Raw genomic sequence first — 21,082 nt, 5'->3', positions numbered from 1 at the left:
CCTATTTAACAAAAGGAGTAAATTCAAAACGCTTTAAGTGGTACTTAAAGTACAAAAAGTGGATAACAATTATACCTAGAGATGCTTACACCTATTTATATTATAGATTTACAACTGTAAAAGAAAATTAATCTATAGTTATAAAGGCAATAATTTTTTATCAAAAAACCCTGTAATTTTTCAATTGCAGGGTTTTGTGTTTTTTAGAAATATTTTCTTTTTAAAGATCTAGCTCCATGGATCTTCATTGACTTCTAATTGTTTCTGACTTGTAAAGGTTGGTTTTTTATTACCTCCTACTTCACCAATTTTTAGGCAAGAAAACAGCAAAAAACAAATTTCTAAATCTTTAACATCTAATAATAGTAATTGAATACTTTCTTGGTGGTTTTTATCAGTATAAGACTCGTCAATTTCTGCAATTTTAACTCCGTTTTTATGTATTGATAATTTCTTTTTGTAATGAATTTTTATCTCGTAATGAATCTGATTCACATCTACAGCATATACTGTTTTTCGATTATTTTGTGAAATTAAATCGGATAATGCATCTTCATTTTTTTGAATATGATACACCATTTTCCATTTCCAAAATTGAAACTGTTTGATAATTTTATAGATGATTTTTGTATTGGCATCACAAATTTCGCAACCTAATTTACCAAAATCCATATACCACTCAGAACTGTATTTTCTTTCTTTATTAAAAAATAATTCTAGCTTATTATTTGTGTGTTGCATTGAAAACGATGTCAGCTCCATAACAAAATATTTATAATTGTGTTTGCAAAGATAATTATTGTGTTTATGAAAATTACCAATATTACAATAAATACCTGTAATTTTTAAAGGCTAACAGTCCAGTTAAAATTAATAGTTTTTATCCTTTAAAAATTGTACAACCAAATCAGGGAAATCTGTAAATGCACCATCTACATTGGCTTCTATTAATAAAGCTTGCATCATTTCTTGAAAAGAAGAAAAATCATTTAAAGCATCAGCTCTAAAGGTATAAGGATGCACCTTTAAACCCAATTGATGGGCGTTAGCAACTAGTGCAGTAAATTGCCATTTACCATTCACTTTTTTTTCTAATATTTGTTTATACCAAGATCCAATACCATCTGCATAAGTTGCAAAATATGCCAGCTGTTTTACCTCTTCTGGAAACTCTATTAACTGTACCAAAAATAATTCAGACTTTAGTTCTTTTCTAATTCTCTCTAATTCTTTAGCATCAAAACATTGTAAAATGCAATTGTCTTTTTTGTTTTGATATCCGTAATCAGACAAAACTTTCAGTACAATTTCAGCAATTTTTTTTCCTTCTTTTTGATGAAATTCTGGAGCTTTAATTTCTGGATAAATTCCAACAGTTTTACCAGTTGACAAGTTTAAACCTTGAATCAATTCAATTTCTTCTTGTAACGAATGAATTTTAAAATTGCTTTTCCACTTTGGAAAACGATTTTTATACACTTGCTCTCCTGTTTGTGGTTTAAATCGTTCTGTAACTCTTAAGGTTTTTAATTCATCAAACGTAAAATCTATCACATAATAACGATCATCTTTTCGTTTTCTATCAGGAAATTTCATAGCAATATCAGTTACATCATCCAAATAAATATCATGAATAACAACTGGGACACCATCTTTACTTAGCACTACATCTTGCTCAATAAAATCAACATTCATAGCATGTGCCATTGCTTTTGCTGCCAAAGTATGTTCTGGTAAATATCCAGAAGCTCCCCTATGTGCAATCACTATTTTTTTCTTCATTTCTAATTCTTTTTTGGGTACAACTTCACAACTTAATAAACACCATACACTTACAAACAATAAAAGTACATTTTTGGCAGACATCTTTAAAAGTTTAATTTATGAAAATGATTTCAAATTATATTTAAAGATATAACTTTTGTAATTTTGTAATATGAAGTTAGCGTTAAAAATATTATTCTTAATTTTTATTCTCTGGATGATTACAGGAGTTTTTCTTGTAAAAACAGAACACGAAAAAGCCCAAGTAGTAATGGGTTTAGGTGTTTTATTTTTATCATTTATTGTTATGCCTATGTTTATTTATTACAGGTATAAAGATGGCAAATACAAAAAATATATTTTGAATGATGAAAAGATTTTAGCTGCGTTTAAAAAGCAAGATAAAAACTAATCTTTCTTTTTTAAAAAAGCATATACAGGAAAATGGTCTGAAAAACCGCCTTGATACCATTTACCAATGTAGGTTCTAAATGGACTTCCTTTAAATTTTCCTCTATAAATTTTCATCCAATCTTTATTAAAAACCTCTGCATGTTTAAAGTAAAGTTTACCTGGTTTTTGCTCTAAAAAGTTTTTTGAAAAGATAATTTGATCAAATAAATTCCAACTTCCATTATAAGTTAAAGTACCATGGTTCTCTTTATCTAAAAGGGTTTTCATAGGGTTGTAAAAATCGTCTTGCACCATATATTTTTGTACACTTTTACTGTTTGGGTCATCATTAAAATCGCCCATAATAATAATTTTAGGGTTCATTTCTTTACTTTCAATCTCTGCTACAATACTTCGTAAGGTTTCTGCTGCTAAAATTCTTTTATGCTCAGTTTCTTCAACTCCTTCTCTTCTAGAAGACCAATGGTTCACTAAAATATGTACCAATTCTCCGTACAAATTTCCACTTACTTTTAAAATATCTCTAGTATAATCTCGCTCACCTCTTTCATCTTCTAAAAAAACAGGATAGGTTTCAGAGGCAATCAATTCAAATGCAACCTTATCATATAACAAAGCTACATCTATACCTCTTTCATCTGGTGAATCGTGATGTACAAAATTGTAATGGTGTTTTCTTAAATGCATAGAATTTGCTAAATCTGCAACTACTTTTGCATTCTCAACTTCAACCAAACCTACTATTGCTGGTGGATTATTAGACTTATTTAATCCTAATTGAGAAATCACTGAACCTAATTTTTTAATTTTAATTCGATAACGCTTGTAGGTCCAATTCTTTTTTCCCTTTGGTGTAAAGTCGTCATCTAGTGTTCTAGGATCATCTATGGTATCAAACAAATTTTCTACATTATAAAAGGCTACAGTAATATTATTTTTTTTCTGTTTGTTTGCTACTAGTGATGACAACATAAATTTATTTTTTTGTAAAAATAACGAAATATAAAAAAGAGGAAGTAACTATATAAACTTGTTTTATTAACGTTATTATAACGTATAACCTTTACTAAATTCTTAAATTTGCATATCATTATTTATGAAATAAAAAATAAACTCCATTAAAATACAGAATCTATGAAAAACAGAAAGTAAAAGTATTAAAAATTTGAATTAATTAGTTAAAGCCTCAATATATATTGAGGCTTTTTCTGTGATTTAAAATCATAAAAATAGAAATGATAAAATTCTGTTAAATATTAGCTTAACATTCTTTTATAATAGTATTACTTTTATATTTGCATTAAGTAATATTAAAGTAATTTTCGAGTTTTTTTTAAAGTATTAAAACTTGTTTAAATTTCATTAAAATTAGTTAGTTTGGTTGATTGATAAAGTTGACGTCGAAATTTTTTTTTGGCGTCAACTTTTATATTTTTAGTACAAAATAGTTTGTATTTTTGTAACTTATGATAGATGCAAAAGAAGCCATTTCTGAAAAAGCCGTTTTAATTGGTGTAATTACACAACTGCAAGACGAAACAAAATCTGAAGAATATTTAGATGAATTAGAGTTTTTAACCTCTACAGCAGGTGGAATTGCTGTAAAACGATTTGTGCAAAAAATGGAAAGACCTAATCCTAAAACTTTTTTAGGTGCTGGTAAATTAGAAGATGTAAGAGCTTATATACACTCCAATAATATTGGTACTGCCATTTTTGATGATGAACTTTCGCCAGCTCAACTGAGAAATATTGAGAAAATTTTAGATTGCAAAATTTTAGATAGAACCAATTTAATCTTAGATATTTTTGCTCAAAGAGCGCAAACAAGCTCTGCAAAAACACAAGTAGAATTAGCGCAACATGAATATTTATTGCCACGTTTAACACGACTTTGGACTCACCTTGACAAACAAAAAGGGGGAATTGGAATGCGTGGACCTGGAGAAACTGAAATTGAAACAGACAGACGTATTATTCGCGATAAAATTACTTTATTAAAAAAACGTTTAAAAACCATTGACAAACAAATGGCTGTGCAACGTAAAAACCGTGGTAAAATGGTTCGAGTTGCTTTGGTTGGGTATACCAATGTTGGAAAATCTACCTTAATGAATGTTATTAGTAAAAGTGAGGTTTTTGCAGAAAACAAGCTATTTGCTACTTTAGACACTACAGTGCGCAAAGTGGTAATTAAAAACATTCCTTTTTTAATGACAGATACTGTTGGTTTTATAAGAAAATTACCAACACAATTGGTAGAATCATTTAAATCTACTTTAGATGAAGTTCGCGAAGCAGATTTGTTATTGCATGTTGTAGATATTTCTCACCCAAATTTCGAAGATCACATTGCCTCTGTAAATACTATTTTAGATGATATTAATTGTGTAGACAAACCAACTGTAATGGTTTTTAACAAGATTGATGCGTATCAGTATGAAACCATTGACGAAGATGATTTAGAAACCGAAAAAAGCAAAGAACACTATACATTACAAGATTGGCAAAAAACCTGGATGAATAAAGATGATGTTGAAGCTATTTTTATATCAGCCTTAAACAAACAAAACTTAGATGATTTTAAGGACAAAACTTATGAAGAAGTAAAGAAAATTCATATTCAGCGTTTTCCTTATAACGACTTCTTGTATTATGAGTATAAGGAAGAGTAAAATCTTTGTAATACCAAAAGCGTTTATTAGAATAAGCTTTTCTACGTTTTTTTTAAAAGGGTAAACTGAATAATTTCGATACAGTTATCAAATAAATCATATCAGCAAAAATAAAATTTGTTTAGTTTTTATATTAGAAGAAATTAATTAAAAACCTTAAACAAACAAGATATGAAAGTACAACCCTATTTAACATTTGATGGCAACTGTAATGAAGCATTGAGTTTTTATAGTGAACTCTTTAATGCTGAAATAAAAAGTAAAGAAACTTACGAGGATAAAAAAGTGGATGTTCCATCATCTTACAGAAAAAAATTACAACATGCAGAATTAAAAGGTAAAAACATTCACCTATTTGCTTATGATGCATCTCCAGATACACCCTTAAACTCTGGTAACAATATAAGCATTAGCGTAGATTTAAATGACAATACAAAAGCAGAAAATGTTTTTAAGCAGCTTTCTAATTCAGGAGTCGTTCATCATAAATTTAGAGAACGAGAATGGGGTTATTTTGGAAGATGTACAGACCAATATGGCATCAGTTGGATGGTAAATTGTAACTGTTAAAAACAATATAAATTTAAAACAAATGGATTGCCAAAAGCAATCCATTTGTTATTTTTATAAAAATTAAAGCGTGAAACTCGTAAAATTTACAAAAAAAGGTATTTATTGTATTCCTGGAAAATTCTACCTAGACCCATGGTTTCCTGTAGATTACGCCATAATTTCTCACGGACATGCAGACCACGCAAGATGGGGTAATAAACATTACTTATGTCATAACGATTCTAAGGCCATTTTAAAACACAGAATTGGGCAAAATATTTCTATTGAAAGTTTAGCATATAATGAACCTAAAAATATAAACGGAGTTCAAGTTTCTTTTTTTCCTGCGGGCCATATCATTGGTTCTGCTCAAATTAGATTAGCTTATAAAGGATTTGTTGTTGTGTTTTCGGGAGACTATAAAACACAACCCGACTTTATCACAACTCCTTTTGAACCCATAAAATGTCATCAATTCATTACAGAAAGCACCTTTGGTTTGCCTATTTATAAATGGAAAAGTGAAGTTGATTTACAAACTGAATTACAAAATTGGATTTTACAAAATCAACAAAATAATAGAACCAGTGTTTTTTTAGGATACAGTTTAGGAAAAGCACAGCGTATTATGAAATTGATAGAAAATATTGACAAAATCTACGTGCATTCTGCGATTCATAATTTAAACAATGCCATTTCAAATTCTGGAATTCAGCTTCCAGAATCCACATTAATTACAAGCGATTTTAATAAAAAGGATATTCAAAATAAAATTGTAATTCTACCTCCTGCCTTGTTAGGTTCTAAAATGCTAAAAAAAATTCCGAATGCGGCTACAGCGATTTGCTCTGGTTGGATGCACATTCGTGGTAACAGACGTTGGAAAGGCGTTGATGCTGGTTTTGCAGTAAGCGATCATGCAGATTGGGATGGATTATTAGATGCTGTAAAAGCAACAGAAGCAGAAAAAGTATATGTTACACATGGTTCTCAGTCGGTTTTTGCTAAATATTTAAATGAAATTGGAATTGAAGCTCAAGAACTGAAAACTAAATTTGGAGAAGATGAACTTGTAAATGCTGATGAACAAAAAAAGGCAAATGCTTAAATTATGAAAGACTTTTCTAATCTCATCAGTGCTATTGAAATCACCAATAAAACCAGTGCAAAAATTAATGCTTTGGTCAATTATTTTAAAACAGCACCAGATAAAGACAAGCTTTGGTTAATAGCATTATTTACAGGCAAAAGACCTGCTAGACCTATTAAATCATCCTTAATGAAAGCATGGTGTAGGGAAATTACCCAACTTCCAGAATGGCTCTTTTTAGAAAGTTATAGTACAGTTGGAGATTTAGGAGAAACCTTAGCTTTATTATTGCCAAACCCAGAACATAACACAGAAAAACCCTTACATATTTGGATTGAGGAGCTCATCCATCTAAAACCAAAAACAGACCAAGAAAAGAAAACCTATGTTTTAAAAGCTTGGAATGGATTAAAAGTTCAAGAGCGTTTAATTTTTAATAAATTAATTGGTGGTAGCTTTAGAATCGGTGTTTCTAAAAAAACTTTGGTAAATGCCTTAGCAAAATTATCTGGTATTGATGCCAATCAACTAATGCATAGTATTATTGGTAATTGGACTCCAGATTCCATCACTTTTGAAGAATTACTGCATGGAAAACATATTAATTATGATAATTCGAAACCTTATCCTTTTTGTTTAGCGTATGCTTTAGAAAAAGATTTGCAAGACTTGGGTGATGAAAACGAGTGGCAAGTGGAATACAAGTGGGATGGAATTCGTGGCCAAATCATTAAAAGAAAAAACGAAGTATTTATATGGTCTAGAGGAGAAGAATTGGTTACCCAACAGTTTCCAGAACTTGTAGAAGCCATCTCTACCTTTAAAGATGATTTTGTAATTGATGGAGAAATTTTAGCAATAAAAGACAGTGCAGTATTGTTATTCAACGATTTACAAAAAAGATTAAACCGTAAAAATGTCACCAAAAAATTGTTAGACGAAGTTCCTGTTGGATTGTATATTTATGATATTTTAGAGTTGAATGATGTAGATTTACGAGAACATGCAATGGCTAAAAGAAGAGAAAAGCTAGAATTACTTTTTCTACAGCATAAAAGTGAAATGTTACAACTTTCAGAAGTCATCAATTTTAAAAATTGGAACGAATTAGATGCTTTAAGAAATGCTGCAAGAAGTTTCAATTCAGAAGGGTTAATGCTAAAAAAGAAATCATCTGTTTATCACGTTGGTAGAAAAAAAGGTGATTGGTGGAAATGGAAAGTAGATCCGTTAACCATTGATGTAGTTATGATTTACGCTCAAAAAGGAAGTGGAAGAAGAAGCTCTAAATACACAGATTATACATTTGCTGTGCAACAAAAAGACCAATTGGTTACCATTGCAAAAGCATATTCTGGTTTAACTGACAAAGAAATTACAGAAATTTCGAGATGGGTAAATAAAAATGCCATTGAAAAATTCGGCCCTGTAAGAACTGTAAAACCAGAATTAGTTTTTGAAATTGCTTTTGAAGGCATTGCCTATAGTAAAAGACATAAAAGTGGGGTGGCTTTGCGTTTTCCGAGAATAAAACGTTGGCGCAAAGACAAAACTGTAAAAGATATTGATACTATTGAATCTGTAGAATTATTAATTACAACAAAATAGTACGAAAACATGATCTACTTTACTGAATTAGATGATTAAATATTCATCAATTAATGCTAGATTCAATGACTTACCTAAAAAGTCAAAATATACACCAGGAAGAAATAAAGTACCAAAAAGTAACTCTAAAAACTAATTTTCAATTCATTACAATTATAAGACATTTTTTCTATAACAGGTAAAAAACTCCACTATTCCAAAACCTTAATAAAATCCTCAAAAGCTACATAATAAGGTTGATCTTTAAAAACAGGACTTTCCACACTTTCAGCATTGGCAATACCAACACCTGCAAACCAAACTTTAGCATTTTGCTTTCGGGCATGATTCAGAAAAGTTTCCATCCAAATGGTATCGTATTCGTTTGGATTCTGTAAATTATTCGTTGCTTTTACTAAAACGAAAATGGTAGGTTCTCCTTTTTTAAACAATACAAATTGAGGATGTCTTTTTAACTGACTATTAATAGCCTGAAACTCGTAGCCCATTTTAGTGAGCTTCTCTCCAACAATATTCATTGCCAAATTATGCAATTCTTGTTTTGTTAAAATCTGCATTTTTAAACTTTATTATTGATAGTTGTCATTTTGAGTATTACCGAAATAAAAATCTATTTTGATTGAAAGTAGCTAGCCTAGCTAAAATGCGGCCGAAAAATCTCAATTGTTAGATTTCTCCACAAAGTCGAAATGACAAACTATGATGTTTTAAGATGTTATTTTATTTCTTTTTGTTGCGTTTGTTATAGTTTTTATCTCCTCTAGTTTTGGGTTTTTTGTATTTTTTTGCAATTTCTCTTCTGTAAGAACCTCCTAAATTTACTTTGCTATTCTTTTCACTCTTTTCATGAAAAGCAGGTCCAGGCACATATTCTAAACCCGTTCTGTTTTTAGATTGTTCTCCATCTTCTTTTGGACGCTCATCTTCGGTTAATAATTTCGAAATTTCAACATCTTCAGGTATTTCTATAACAGGAATTTTATAATCCATTAAGGCTTCTATTTCTTCTTTCGCTTTTTGTTCTCTTTCCGTGGATAATAGAATGGTTTTTCCTGCTTTTTCAGCACGACCAGTCCTACCTATTCTATGCATATAATTCTCAGGAAAATCTGGGGTATCAAAATTAATAACATGACTTACTTTATCAAAGTCTAACCCACGAGCCATAACGTCTGTAGCTAGTAAAATTCTATTATTTCCTTCATCAAACTGACGAATAGAACGTATTCTATAATTCTGAGTTTTATTTGAGTGAATTACACAAGTTTCACTACCAAAAACTTCTTCTAAATGCTTAAATAAATAATCTGCAGTTCTTTTAAAACCAACAAAAATTAAAACTTTATTATAGGTTTGTTTATCACTTAAAAGATGATTTAATAAATTTACTTTCGTAAAAAAGTTAGGAATATTATAAGAAACTTGCTCTATATTATCTAATGGAGTTCCACTAACTGCAATAGATATTTTCTGCGGATTTTTAAAAAAATCGTAAATTAAAGCATCTACATCTTCAGTCATAGTTGCAGAAAACAGTACATTTTGTCTTCTTTCTGGTAGAATATCAAAAATATTCATCAACTGAAAACGAAAACCCAAATCTAACATTACATCTACCTCATCAATGACTAATTTTTGAATCGATTTTAGTTTTAAGGCATTACTTAATCCTAAATCATATAAACGCCCAGGAGTAGCCACAATAATATCTTGTCCTTGTAAAATAGCCTGTTTTTGGGTATTGATATTTGCACCACCATATACCCCTAAAACACGCGTATTTATATATTTTGCAAGTTTTTCGATTTCATCAACTACCTGAATTACCAATTCTCGGGTTGGTACTAAAACCAAAATTCGAGGATGTTTTTGTTTAGAAAATTTTAAATCGCGTAAAATTGGCAACATATACGCAAACGTTTTACCAGTACCAGTTTGTGCAATTCCAACAACATCTTTACCAGATCTTACTACAGAAAATGCTTGTTCTTGAATAGGTGTTGGATTCTCAAAACCCAAATCGTCAATTGCATATTGTAGTTGATTAGATAAGTCTAAATCCTTAAAAGTCATCCTTTACATTTTTTGCAAAGATACAGTTTCTGTAAAGTAAGTGATTCCATTTTTTAGAAGACTTTTAATTGGGAATCAAATTAATCAAAACTTTTGTACCGGTTTCAGGTTTTATAGGATCTACATCTGAAAAAGTAATTTGGTGTTTAAGGTTATTTTTATTGCCAAATATAGTGAGTCTTTCGGCTGTTAATTTTAACCCTAACGATTTTTTTTGAATCATTTTTTGTTGCTGTAATTCTAAAGCTTTCTTTCTCCCAATTCCATTATCTTCAATTAAAATTTGCAAAAAACTATCCTTATTTTTGAGGATAGATAATCGTAATACTTTTTTCCCTTCTTTAGGAGATAACCCATGCCAAATGGCATTTTCTATAAATGGTTGTAAAATTAAGGGAGGTATTTTAATGGTTTCTAAATTAATATTTTTATCAATATTTTTCGAAAAATTAATAGCGTTTTTAAATCGTAAGTTTTCTATACTTACATAAAGTTCTAGTGTATCTATTTCGTCTTGTAAAGACACCTCTTTTTCTCTAGAAATAGTTAAGATTTTACGAATAAGTTTCGAGAATTTATTCAAATAATAAACTGCATTTTCTTTATTATTTTTAATGATATTTAGTTTGATGGAGTTTAATGAATTAAATATAAAATGTGGGTTCATTTGACTCTGTAAAGACGATACTTTTAACTCTGCAATTTCTTTTTCAAAAGCTAGCTCTAATTGTTTAATTTTCTCTTTCTCTGCAGCATTATTTAAAGCAATAATTTCTTTCGTTTTTATAGAGACTTCTCTTTCTAAATGCTCATTAATTGAGCTTTTAAGTCTTTCATTTTCTCGATATTGAATGATTAATTTTTCTTGTGACTCATTACGTTCTTTTAAGATTAAACCTTGTTTTACGACCAATCCTAAAGAGAAAAAAATATTTTCAATAAAAACTCCAATATAAAAAAGCCACCAAGAATCAAATTTTTCTTTTCCAAAAAAAACTGAATTCGTTAAACCTAAAATTGAAAAAACAGAAAATGCTAAACTCCCAAAAATTATATAATATTTTACAGGGGTTTTCATCTTAAACAAGTAAAAATATAAAATTACACTAAGAATAATTAAGGCTGGTACTAACAAAAATAAAAAACCCCTGCGTACCAAATAACCTTGAAAAAATAATTCTAATATGAATAATACAACTAAAATATAAGCCAGATACTTAACAATTTTCTTCATTATTTTAGCCGTTTTTTCTTCAAATAAAAATAGACCACCAAATTCTATAACAAATACCAAATAAGCACTATTATACAGCCACTCTAATGCTGGGTGAATTGGTATGTAATACTCTGGGGTTTTATTTAAAACATCAGAACTAAAAATAGAGATATTAATAATTGTTTGATCTAATAAAATTAAACAAACATATATAGCATACCACATGTATGCTTTATCCTTGTAACTTGAGTAAAAAAAAATATTTTGCAAAAAAATAACAATCAGAAATCCGATTATGAACACTGAAAAAATACCTAACGGATTTATTTCAAAATATTTACTGATTGCCTCTTTCATAGCTATTATAAATTTTGCATTGCTTCTAAAATAAGCATTCTGTTTGGTTTAGAAACGGGTATGGTTTTGGCATTTTCAAGAATTAAATAATAGCCTTCATTCTTTATATATTCTTTTACAAAATTCATATTCACTAAATAAGATTGATGAACTCTAATGATTGCTTCAGAAGTAATTAACTCATACACATCTTTAATTTTTTTTGAATACAAGTAAGATGTACCATCAATAAGAAAAAGGGTAGTATAATTGCCATCAGATTTACAATACGCAATTTCATCAATATTTAAAAAAACGACCTTTCCACTTAAAGGTATAGCTATTTTTTTGTTTTTTTTTTCAATGGTAGGCAATAAATCCTTAACAGAAAAACCCAGTTCTTTATTAAGTTTATTTTTCTTTATTTTATGAACCACCTTTACCAAATCGTCATTATCTATTGGTTTTAAAAGGTAATCTATAGCATTTTCTTTAAAAGCTTTTAAGGCGTAGCTATCGTAAGCTGTTGTAATTACCAAATCAAAATCACGAAATTTTAAATGAGATAATAGTTGAAAACCATCAATTTTAGGCATTTCTATATCTAAAAAAACACAATCGGGCTTTAAATAGTTTACAGCAGATATTGCTTCTTCTGGGTTAGTAAATGAATCAAGAATTTTAATGTCTTTACAAAACATATTAATTTCCCACGTCAAACTTTCAATGGCATCTTGTTCATCATCTATTATAATGGCGGTTATCATGCTGTTTTTTTATAATAAGGTACACAAATTAATTGCAAATTTAGTTTAAGAATTGATAATAAGTACTTCTATTTCATATTCAACAACAGCGAGTGTATATCTGGAAAATAAAAAAGCAGTTTTCTAAATATACAATCACCATCAATAAAAATACAAAAGATTCATCTAAAAATATATTGGCACCATATAAAAAAGTACAACCTCATTAATTTTATCCAAAACTTAAAACATGGAAAATAAAAAAATTACAAGAAAAGAAGCACTCAAAAAAATAGAAAAACATGGTAAATACTTTGCTTTAACTGCATTAGGTACTTATCTAATTTTACAACCAAAGCAAGCACAAGCTGCTAGCCCTCAAGCACCAGGAGCTGGTTTTTAACACTAAAAAATTAATGATTATGAAAAAAACAATACTTATTTATACGCTACTTTGTTCTGTTACTTTCTTTGCACAAAATTGGGGAGAACAAATACTAAATCAACCTAATACAGGAACTAACTATAGTTTTGGTTATAGCGTTGACATAGATGGAAATTATGCTGTAATTGGTGCTCCTGGAGAAAATGAAAGGACGGGTTCTGCACATATTTACAAAAAAGATGTTAATGGAGTTTGGAACTATCATCAAAAAATTGAAGCTTTTGTAGGGCAACATGATGATGAGTATTTTGGATATATTGTTGCCATACAAGGAGATTATATTTTTGTAAGCGCACCAACAGACCGATTAAATGAAGAACTTTTTCAAAGTCCTGCTGGTTCTGTTATGATTTACAAAAAAGATGTAAATGATGTTTGGAGTGGAGTTCAGAGATTACGTTCTTCCGATATTAGATATGGAGATTATTTTGGTTCTGATATTGATGTAGATGGAGATTTTTTAGTCGTTGGCGCATATCAACAAGATTATGATGCAGATAATTTAAATCAAGAAACAAGTGCTGGAGCAGCTTATGTTTTTCAAAAAAACATAAATGATGTTTGGGTTGAGGTTCAAAAACTTACACCTTCTCATAGAGATTACTCAGATAATGTTGGTAGTTCTGTAAGTATTAGTGGAGATTATATTGTTTTAGCAAGTGAAAGTGATACAGATGCTGCAAACGTAAATCGGATTGCTGGAAATGGATCAGTATTCGTTTTTAAAAAAAATTTAGCAGGTGTTTGGTCTGAGGTTCAAAAATTAAAACCAACAAATGGAATTTCATATTCAGAATTTGGCTTTGGTGATGTTAGTATTAGTGGAGATTATATTGCTGTTGGCGCAAAAAATTTGGATCAATTTAATAATAATGAATGGTATTATGGACATGTATATATATTTAAAAAAGATGGTGATGATATTTGGAATGAATCTCAAATTGTAAAAGTTCCTTACCCAGCATCAAATTTCGGAACTGCAGTTTCTTTAGATCAAAATCTATTACTTGTTTCTGCACCAGAATCTAGAGTACAAGAAAATGGTTCTAATGTTTCTGGAGTTGGTATATCTTATTTATTTCAAAAAGATGACAATGATAATTATATTTTGGTAGAATCAATTCAAGCTTCTCAAGCTGTTGCAAATAGCAATATTGGGAGTGGGCAGTACAATTCAGATATAAGTAAAAATGCAATTGCGCTCGATAACAATCAATTTATTTTAGGTTCTCAAAGAACTCCAAGAACAATTGGGGCAAATACATATTTTTTAGCAGGTACAGCATATATTTCTGGTGATATCTCTAATGTTTTGGCTGAAGATATTTCTTGGACAGGTAATACAGATTCAAATTGGAACGATCCTCTTAATTGGTCGCCAAATATAGTTCCTACCGAAACAAACGATGTCATTTTAAATAATGTTGCAAATGCACCAAATATTGCTAATGGCCAAAACCACACTATTAATAATTTAACAACATTCGAAAATTTAAATATTGAAACCAATGCAAGTTTAACAATTCAGGGAAATATTGATCAACGCGCACAAATAACTGTAAATTCAGCTGTTGATTCTAATGGAAGTCTAATTGTAAATGGTAACCAAACCAATCCAAATCCATCAAATACTACCTATAACAGATATGTTTCAGGCAATAGCAACCACTGGCATCTTATAAGTAGCCCAATTTCTGAGGTTGATATCGATGATTTTGCATCAAATGAGCCCTTAACTAATGGTCAAGGAAACAATAGAGGATTAAGTTGGTATAATAATGTAAATGAAACCTGGGAATATTATCAGGCTGGCGCTGTTGGTTCTGGAGATTTTCCTAACGGAAAAGGATATGCCATAAATACCTCTGAGAATACAACACTTGAATTTACAGGATTATTAAATGCCAGCATTCTAGAAAACTATCCTATAACTGTTAATGGAAATGGTTGGAATTTAGTTGGCAATCCATATGCCTCATTTTTGCATGCCAATGCAAACGCTAATGCAACTAACTTTTTAACAACCAATGTGAATCAATTAGATCCTATTGCTGCTAATCTTTATGTTTGGAATCCTACTTTATCATCTTACGAAACTATAGGAAATGGAGACGAAGCAAAATATATTGCTCCTGGACAAGCGTTTTTTATAAAATCGAAAGCTGGTGGTGGTAACATTAATGTAACTAAAAATATGCAGACGCATAGATCAGAAAATTTATTCTTTAAAAGCAATCCTACCCAAAAAATTGTCTTAGAAATAAATGATGATGAAAAAATTTCAAGATCAACAATTGCTTTTAAAGAGGGTATGACTAATGATTTAGATGTAAGCTATGATGCAGCCGTTTTTTCTGGAGTAGCAACTAATTTTTCAATCTATACTCAATTATTGGAAAACTACGAAAACACCAAATTTGCAGTACAGTATTTACCAAAACTAAACGATGAAACTGTAGTTATACCAGTGGGAATTTTGCTAAACGAAGAGAAAAAGGTAAACTTAAAATTAAAAGAATCTAATTTAGAGAGCGGCTATACCATATATTTAGAAGATCGATTGTTAGATGATTTTACAGAGCTTACATTACAAAAACCATATGCCTTTAACCACAGTTTGCAATCTAATGGCTTAGGTAGGTTTTATATTCACATTCAAAAAAGTACTTTAAGCACAGAAACAATAGCAAATAATACTATTAAAGCATACAAAGTAGATGCATCAACCTTAAGAGTAAATGGAGTTAAAAATGGCATCTTAAATCTGTATGATATTACTGGTAAAAAAATTATTAAGAACCTTACTATCAATCAAACGAATCAAACATTTAGTTTCCCCAATTTAAACTCTGGAGTTTACATCCTTAACATTACCGAAAATAATGGTGGTAAACTCACTCAAAAAATTATATTTTAATTTTTTAACTGAGTTTTAGTATAGGATTTTAAATCATTAGTTTTGTTGAAAATTTCAGCAAAACTAATGATTACAGATACACATACTCATTTATATTCAGAGCAATTTGATGAAGATAGAAAAGCGATGATTCAGCGTGCGAAAGACGCTGGTGTGACTCGCTTTTTTATTCCTGCAATAGATTCTTCTTACACCACACAAATGTTTTCTTTAGAAAAAGAAAACCCTAATGATGTTTTTTTAATGATGGGTTTGCATCCAACATCTGTAAACGAAAATTATTTAGAAGAATTAGCCCATGTAAAAGATTGGATTAATCAAAGAAATTTTTATGCCATTGGCGAAATTGGAATTGATTTGTATTGGGATAAATCCTTTTTAACACAACAACAGGAAGCCTTTAGAACTCAAATAAAATGGGCAAAAGAAAAAAAACTCCCCATAGTTATTCACTGTAGAGAAGCTTTTGATGAAATTTTTGAAGTTTTAGAAACTGAAAAAAGTGATGATTTAAGGGGAATTTTTCACTGTTTTACAGGCACATTAGAGCAAGCAAAAAAAGCCATTTCGTACAATATGAAATTGGGAATTGGTGGTGTAGCCACCTTTAAAAATGGAAAAATTAATCAATTTTTAAATGAAATTGACATTAAGCATATTGTTTTAGAAACGGATGCTCCGTATTTAGCTCCTACGCCTTTTAGAGGTAAACGTAATGAAAGTGCTTACATCACTAAAGTTATTGATAAGTTAGTTGATATTTATGGATTAACTTTCCAAGAAATTGCAAAAATTACCACTCAGAATTCAAAACAAGTTTTTGGTATTTAATGCAAGAAGTAAAAACAACATACCTCAAAACGCCAATAGGTATTGCTAAAATTATTGGTGATAAAAACGGAATTCAATCTGTGTCTGTTTTAGATGATGATGCTGTTTCTAAGGATATTCTAAACCAAAAAACTCCTGATTGTTTACGAGATTGTGTTATCCAATTACAAGAATATTTTAATGGGAAAAGAGCTAGTTTTGGTTTAACAGTAAACCCAAAAGGAACACCTTTTCAGAAGAAAGTTTGGCAATCTCTTTTACAAATTCCCTATGGAAAAACAAGAACATATTTACAACAAAGTAAGGCTTTAGGTGATGTAAAAGCCATAAGAGCTGTAGCTTCTGCAAATGGTAAAAACCCACTTTGGATTATTATTCCTTGCCATAGAGTAATTGGTTCAGATGGTTCTTCAACAGGTTATGCAGGTGGAATTTGGCGTAAAAAGTGGTTATTGGCTCACGAAAACCCTGTAAAACAACAATCTCTTTTTTAATATTCAACTTTTTTAATACATAAAAACATATTTTTACGTTAAGTACGTTTTGTTTTATATGCTTCAAAAGAATCTCTTTGTAATCTTATTTTTTGTTGGATTTTGTATCCAATCGCAAACAATACCTACAGATTTTAGAAAAAAAAATATTGAAGTACAAAAAGATTCCATTCAACTAGATTCTGTTGCTATCAATTCACAAAAATTTAAAGTTTTAAATGCACAAAACACAGAAATTCCTTCATCAGAGTATACTGTAAATTTTAGCAAAGCACTACTCATCATCAACGCTAAAAGATACCCAAAAATTACAGTTGAATATTTTAGATTACCCAATTTTATAACCAAAACGTATACTCCTTTTGATGATAAACTTATCTTACAAAACAGAAATTCTGATGGTATTCTATACAGCTTAACCACCAATAAAAAAGCTTCAGAAATAAAATTATTTAACGGGCTACAAACCAGCGGTTTTATTACAAGAGGATTAACTTCTGGTAATAATCAAAATGCAGTTACAAATGCTGCTTTAGATTTAGAAATATCGGGTAAACTCAATAAAAATGTAACGTTAAGAGCCAATATTTTTGACACCAACATCCCCATTCAAGATAATGGAGTTTCACAAAACTTAACAGATTTTGACCGAATTTTTATTGAAATGTACACCAAAAATTGGCGAGTGAAAGCAGGAGATTTATCACTTAAAAATAACGAAACATTCTTCTTTCCTTTTGCCAAGCAAGTTTCTGGTTTAGAGGTTGAAGCCAATATTAATGAGGATTTAAAAGTAGCCGCTTCTGGTGCTGTGGTTCGTGGTAAATTTAGCACTTATACTTTTACTGCTGTTGAAGGCAATCAAGGCCCTTACAAAATTTTTGGCGCAAATAACGAAGCTGTAATTTTAATGATTGAAGGCGCAGAACAGGTATTTGTAAATGGAACTCTAATTCAAAGGGGTGAAAATAAAGATTATACCATCAACTATAATTTAGGTGAAATTACTTTCAACACAACCTTTCCAATAACCAATGATATGCGTATTTGGATTGATTTTCAGTATGCAGAACGTAATTATACGCGTTTTATTACATACGATAAAGCTGAATATAATGGTGATAAATTTAGCGTGGCTGGTTATTTTTATTCAGAAAATGATGCAAAAAATTCACCTTTACAGCAAAGTTTATCTATAGAGCAGCAAGAAATTTTAGCCAATGCTGGCAACAACACAAACGCCATGTTTTCTGAGAGTGCGTTTTTAGACGCTTATGATGACAATAAAATTTTATACAAAAAAGTAACTAATGGTTCTCAAGAATTTTTTGAATATACTACCAATGAAAACGATGAATTGTACAGTGTAACCTTTACAAATGTGGGAACCAACCAAGGTGACTATGTTTTAGAGGATACCATTGCTATTGGTAATATTTTTGCTTTTGTTGGAAATAACCAAGGAGATTACAGCCCAATAGTTCGCTTAATTGCACCCACAAAATCTCAATTATTTATTGTGAAATCTGCCTTAAATGCCAGTAAAAAAACAGTTTTAGATACTGAAATTGCTGTGAGTAATAGAGATAATAATCTATTTTCTAGTATTGATGACAATGAAAATGTGGCTTTGGCTGCAAAAGTAAATTGGCAGCAAATTTTTATTGATAAAGACTGGAAATTGTCCACAAAACTTAGCCATGAATATGCTCAAAAAAACTTCTTTTCAGAACAAGGTTATGAACCCGTAGAATTTAATAGAGATTGGAATATCATTACCAATGATGCTACTAAAAATTTCTTTCAATCTGAATTGAATTTAACTAATAAAAAAGAAGATTTTGTTTTATACAGATTTAATAATTTGAGTTATAACAACAGTTTTCGAGGCACAAAACACGAAATACAAACAAAAATAAACACCAATAACACCAGCTTTTTTGTTGATGGAAGTTACCTCTTTAACGTATCAGAAATTGAAGATAATTTCTTTTTTAGAGCCAAAACCAAAGCAGAACATTATTTAAAAAAATCTTGGTTTGGCGCTCAAATCAATTTTGAAACCAATTCCAGAAAAAATGCAACTACAGAAGAATTTATCAACACTAGTCATCGTTTTAAAGATTATGAAGGCTATTTTGGAGTTGGCGATTCTACCAAAATTTTTGCAAAAATTGGGTTCAACTTTCGCACAAACGATAGTATAAAATCAAATCAATTTCAAGAAATCAATAATCGTAAAACAATATACCTTAACAGTAAACTTATTCAAAACAAAAATACCAATTTAGCTGTTTTTGCAAATTATAGAATCACCGAAAATAATTTTACGACTGATGAAAAAGCATTAAACTCAAGGGTTGTGTTCAATCAAAAATTATTCAATAATTTTATCAATTTTAATACGGTTTACGAAACATCTTCTGGAAATGTTGCCAGACAAGATTTTGTATATGTGCAAACAGAACCAGGTTTGGGTTTTTATACTTGGATTGATTATAACGAAGATGGAATTAAAGATTTTAACGAATTTGAAATCGCCCTTTTTCAAGATCAAGCCAATTATTTAAGGCTCCCAAAACCCAACTTTACCTTTATTGCTACACAACGTGCTAAATGGAATCAATCTATCACCATAAATCCGAAAAGTTGGCAACAAAAAAAAGGAATTAAAAAGTTATTCTCGCACTTTTACAATCAAAGTTTTTTAACTGTAGACAATGAACAAGAAAGAGGTGAAAACTCGTTTCAGTTAAATCCTTTTAACATTAACGAAGATGCCTTAATTAGTTTAAATTTAAACCTTAGAAACAGCCTTTACTTTAATAAAGATTTGCAAAAGCACAGTGTAACTTTTACCTATGGAAATTCTCAAATAAAACAACAATATTTTATTGGAAATCAAGAAAACAACATTAAAATTCATCAAGTAGATTATGCGCATAAATTTGCAGATTTTTGGTTGATAGATTTTATGGTGAAAACCTCAAAAAACAGTTTAGAAACTGAGAATTTAATCAATAGAAACTTTGAAATTGATGCCCATGAATTTCAGCCAAAAATTAGTTTTTTGTACAGCCAAAACAATCGATTTTCTGCTTTTTATCACTTTAAAAACAAACAAAATCAACTGCAAGATTTCGAAAAATTACAACAGCAAAAATTTGGTTTAGAATATTTTTTTATCAGTAAAAAAAAGAACCAAATTTCCGCTAATGTAAATGTGTTTTTAAATGATTTTACGGGTGTTACAAATACACCTGTTGCTTATCAAATGCTAGAAGGTTTACAAGCTGGCACAAATTTTACTTGGAATTGTATTTTTAACAGAAAACTAAATTCGTTTTTAAATTTAAATTTAAGTTATCTGGGGCGAAAAAGTGAAAACTCAAAAGCAATACATACAGGAAGTATTCAATTAAGAGCAAATTTTTAAAGAAATATTACAATTATTGATAGTAAATTAACATTTCATTACGTAATGTGTAAATTATTTTTCTTTAATTTGCAAAATTATGACTAGGTTAGTTGCACTACTTTTATCAAATTTAATTCTTTTACAGAGTTTAAATATTGGTTTAGAAGATTTTTCTAAAATCAATGTATTGTTAAAGCACGCGCAATTTCATCAAAAAACTTATGGAGATTCTATTGTCGATTTTTTTGTAGAACATTATGGAGATAGTGAATACAAAACGACAAAACACAAAGAACACAAAGATTTACCTTTTAAACAAGATTGTAAAAATCATAATCATTTACCTTCAGTTTTTACTTTAAATACACCTGTATTTGAATTGAAAACAAATATTGCGATCCAAGTTCAACAAAATTATTTCTACAAAGAGTCGCATTCTCTATTTGAAAAACCTGCTGTTTTTCAACCACCCAAATTCGCATAATTTAATATTAAATTTTAAC

General features: G+C 29.7%; 18 protein-coding genes. 11 read left to right on the top strand and 7 right to left on the bottom strand.

From position 1 onward, the window contains the following. Window positions 1-228: 228 nt before the first annotated feature. Both ACTG3V_RS10570 and glpQ read right to left on the bottom strand, forming a co-directional pair. Window positions 229-741, bottom strand: a complete 513-nt coding sequence (locus tag ACTG3V_RS10570; protein ID WP_439132132.1) for a hypothetical protein — start codon at window positions 739-741, stop codon at window positions 229-231. A 129-nt stretch (window positions 742-870) separates the two neighbouring features. Further along, window positions 871-1,866, bottom strand: coding sequence for a glycerophosphodiester phosphodiesterase (glpQ, locus tag ACTG3V_RS10565; RefSeq protein WP_439132131.1), 996 nt, complete (start codon window positions 1,864-1,866; stop codon window positions 871-873). A gap of 70 nt (window positions 1,867-1,936) precedes the next feature. Between glpQ and ACTG3V_RS10560 the strand changes: the two genes are divergently transcribed. Continuing rightward, complete coding sequence (locus tag ACTG3V_RS10560) at window positions 1,937-2,176, top strand: hypothetical protein (RefSeq protein ID WP_439132130.1); 240 nt, start codon at window positions 1,937-1,939, stop codon at window positions 2,174-2,176. Here ACTG3V_RS10560 and ACTG3V_RS10555 read toward each other — a convergent pair. Further along, complete coding sequence (locus ACTG3V_RS10555; protein WP_439132129.1) at window positions 2,173-3,150, bottom strand: endonuclease; 978 nt, start codon at window positions 3,148-3,150, stop codon at window positions 2,173-2,175. The two genes, ACTG3V_RS10560 and ACTG3V_RS10555, sit on opposite strands and share 4 nt — an antisense overlap. A 494-nt stretch (window positions 3,151-3,644) precedes the next feature. Between ACTG3V_RS10555 and hflX the strand changes: the two genes are divergently transcribed. The 4 genes from hflX (at window position 3,645) to ACTG3V_RS10535 (ending at window position 8,103) form a co-directional block, all read left to right on the top strand. Continuing rightward, a complete protein-coding gene (gene hflX, locus ACTG3V_RS10550; protein ID WP_439132128.1) occupies window positions 3,645-4,853 on the top strand; it encodes a GTPase HflX in 1,209 nt (402 codons plus the stop codon). A 171-nt stretch (window positions 4,854-5,024) separates the two neighbouring features. Then, entirely contained in the window at window positions 5,025-5,423 is a 399-nt protein-coding gene (locus ACTG3V_RS10545) for a VOC family protein (RefSeq protein ID WP_439132127.1), read from the top strand. Between the two features lie 70 nt (window positions 5,424-5,493). Further along, window positions 5,494-6,513 carry a ligase-associated DNA damage response exonuclease gene (locus tag ACTG3V_RS10540; RefSeq protein ID WP_439132126.1) on the top strand — a complete coding sequence of 340 codons (1,020 nt, stop codon included), beginning with the start codon at window positions 5,494-5,496 and terminating at the stop codon, window positions 6,511-6,513. Window positions 6,514-6,516: 3 nt separating this feature from the next. Beyond that, complete coding sequence (locus ACTG3V_RS10535) at window positions 6,517-8,103, top strand: ATP-dependent DNA ligase (RefSeq protein ID WP_439132124.1); 1,587 nt, start codon at window positions 6,517-6,519, stop codon at window positions 8,101-8,103. A gap of 191 nt (window positions 8,104-8,294) precedes the next feature. Here ACTG3V_RS10535 and ACTG3V_RS10530 read toward each other — a convergent pair whose 3' ends face one another. From ACTG3V_RS10530 to ACTG3V_RS10515, 4 genes are all read right to left on the bottom strand, one after another. Further along, the gene (locus ACTG3V_RS10530; protein WP_439132123.1) at window positions 8,295-8,660 is read right to left on the bottom strand and encodes a Na(+)-translocating NADH-quinone reductase subunit F; all 366 of its coding nucleotides are present in this window, start codon (window positions 8,658-8,660) and stop codon (window positions 8,295-8,297) included. Window positions 8,661-8,823: 163 nt separating this feature from the next. Further along, on the bottom strand, window positions 8,824-10,176 hold the full coding sequence (locus ACTG3V_RS10525) for a DEAD/DEAH box helicase (RefSeq protein WP_439132122.1): 1,353 nt from the start codon (window positions 10,174-10,176) through the stop codon (window positions 8,824-8,826). Between the two features lie 64 nt (window positions 10,177-10,240). Continuing rightward, window positions 10,241-11,749, bottom strand: a complete 1,509-nt coding sequence (locus tag ACTG3V_RS10520) for a histidine kinase (RefSeq protein WP_439132121.1) — start codon at window positions 11,747-11,749, stop codon at window positions 10,241-10,243. 5 nt (window positions 11,750-11,754) lie between these two features. Continuing rightward, window positions 11,755-12,495: a LytR/AlgR family response regulator transcription factor gene (locus tag ACTG3V_RS10515; protein WP_439132120.1), complete on the bottom strand. Its 741-nt coding sequence runs from the start codon at window positions 12,493-12,495 to the stop codon at window positions 11,755-11,757. Window positions 12,496-12,724: 229 nt separating this feature from the next. Here ACTG3V_RS10515 and ACTG3V_RS10510 point away from each other — a divergent pair, with 229 nt between their 5' ends. The 6 genes from ACTG3V_RS10510 to ACTG3V_RS10485 all read left to right on the top strand — a co-directional run bounded on the left by ACTG3V_RS10510 (window position 12,725) and on the right by ACTG3V_RS10485 (window position 21,063). After that, the gene (locus ACTG3V_RS10510) at window positions 12,725-12,877 is read left to right on the top strand and encodes a hypothetical protein (protein ID WP_439132119.1); all 153 of its coding nucleotides are present in this window, start codon (window positions 12,725-12,727) and stop codon (window positions 12,875-12,877) included. Window positions 12,878-12,896: 19 nt separating this feature from the next. Beyond that, window positions 12,897-15,836, top strand: a complete 2,940-nt coding sequence (locus ACTG3V_RS10505; RefSeq protein ID WP_439132118.1) for a T9SS type A sorting domain-containing protein — start codon at window positions 12,897-12,899, stop codon at window positions 15,834-15,836. A 66-nt stretch (window positions 15,837-15,902) separates the two neighbouring features. Then, a complete protein-coding gene (locus tag ACTG3V_RS10500; RefSeq protein WP_439132117.1) occupies window positions 15,903-16,667 on the top strand; it encodes a TatD family hydrolase in 765 nt (254 codons plus the stop codon). After that, window positions 16,667-17,161, top strand: coding sequence for a methylated-DNA--[protein]-cysteine S-methyltransferase (locus ACTG3V_RS10495; protein ID WP_439132116.1), 495 nt, complete (start codon window positions 16,667-16,669; stop codon window positions 17,159-17,161). Before ACTG3V_RS10500 ends, ACTG3V_RS10495 begins: the two co-directional genes overlap by 1 nt. Before the next feature lie 58 nt (window positions 17,162-17,219). After that, the gene (locus ACTG3V_RS10490; protein ID WP_439132115.1) at window positions 17,220-20,597 is read left to right on the top strand and encodes a hypothetical protein; all 3,378 of its coding nucleotides are present in this window, start codon (window positions 17,220-17,222) and stop codon (window positions 20,595-20,597) included. Between the two features lie 79 nt (window positions 20,598-20,676). Then, window positions 20,677-21,063, top strand: coding sequence for a hypothetical protein (locus ACTG3V_RS10485; protein ID WP_439132114.1), 387 nt, complete (start codon window positions 20,677-20,679; stop codon window positions 21,061-21,063). Window positions 21,064-21,082 lie beyond the last annotated feature (19 nt).

The organism is Polaribacter sp. (genome assembly GCF_965660385.1).
In the GTDB taxonomy this organism is placed as follows: Bacteria; Bacteroidota; Bacteroidia; order Flavobacteriales; family Flavobacteriaceae; genus Polaribacter.
This window is presented reverse-complemented; position numbering and strand designations above follow the sequence as displayed.

Bases quoted from the DNA above. Each gene is read 5' to 3' on its own strand.
- ACTG3V_RS10570 (WP_439132132.1), bottom strand. From the start codon at position 741: ATGCAACACACAAATAATAAGCTAGAATTATTTTTTAATAAAGAAAGA.
- glpQ (WP_439132131.1), bottom strand. From the start codon at position 1,866: ATGTCTGCCAAAAATGTACTTTTATTGTTTGTAAGTGTATGGTGTTTA.
- ACTG3V_RS10560 (WP_439132130.1), top strand. From the start codon at position 1,937: ATGAAGTTAGCGTTAAAAATATTATTCTTAATTTTTATTCTCTGGATG.
- ACTG3V_RS10555 (WP_439132129.1), bottom strand. From the start codon at position 3,150: ATGTTGTCATCACTAGTAGCAAACAAACAGAAAAAAAATAATATTACT.
- hflX (WP_439132128.1), top strand. From the start codon at position 3,645: ATGATAGATGCAAAAGAAGCCATTTCTGAAAAAGCCGTTTTAATTGGT.
- ACTG3V_RS10545 (WP_439132127.1), top strand. From the start codon at position 5,025: ATGAAAGTACAACCCTATTTAACATTTGATGGCAACTGTAATGAAGCA.
- ACTG3V_RS10535 (WP_439132124.1), top strand. From the start codon at position 6,517: ATGAAAGACTTTTCTAATCTCATCAGTGCTATTGAAATCACCAATAAA.
- ACTG3V_RS10530 (WP_439132123.1), bottom strand. From the start codon at position 8,660: ATGCAGATTTTAACAAAACAAGAATTGCATAATTTGGCAATGAATATT.
- ACTG3V_RS10525 (WP_439132122.1), bottom strand. From the start codon at position 10,176: ATGACTTTTAAGGATTTAGACTTATCTAATCAACTACAATATGCAATT.
- ACTG3V_RS10520 (WP_439132121.1), bottom strand. From the start codon at position 11,749: ATGAAAGAGGCAATCAGTAAATATTTTGAAATAAATCCGTTAGGTATT.
- ACTG3V_RS10515 (WP_439132120.1), bottom strand. From the start codon at position 12,495: ATGATAACCGCCATTATAATAGATGATGAACAAGATGCCATTGAAAGT.
- ACTG3V_RS10510 (WP_439132119.1), top strand. From the start codon at position 12,725: ATGGAAAATAAAAAAATTACAAGAAAAGAAGCACTCAAAAAAATAGAA.
- ACTG3V_RS10505 (WP_439132118.1), top strand. From the start codon at position 12,897: ATGAAAAAAACAATACTTATTTATACGCTACTTTGTTCTGTTACTTTC.
- ACTG3V_RS10500 (WP_439132117.1), top strand. From the start codon at position 15,903: ATGATTACAGATACACATACTCATTTATATTCAGAGCAATTTGATGAA.
- ACTG3V_RS10495 (WP_439132116.1), top strand. From the start codon at position 16,667: ATGCAAGAAGTAAAAACAACATACCTCAAAACGCCAATAGGTATTGCT.
- ACTG3V_RS10490 (WP_439132115.1), top strand. From the start codon at position 17,220: ATGCTTCAAAAGAATCTCTTTGTAATCTTATTTTTTGTTGGATTTTGT.
- ACTG3V_RS10485 (WP_439132114.1), top strand. From the start codon at position 20,677: ATGACTAGGTTAGTTGCACTACTTTTATCAAATTTAATTCTTTTACAG.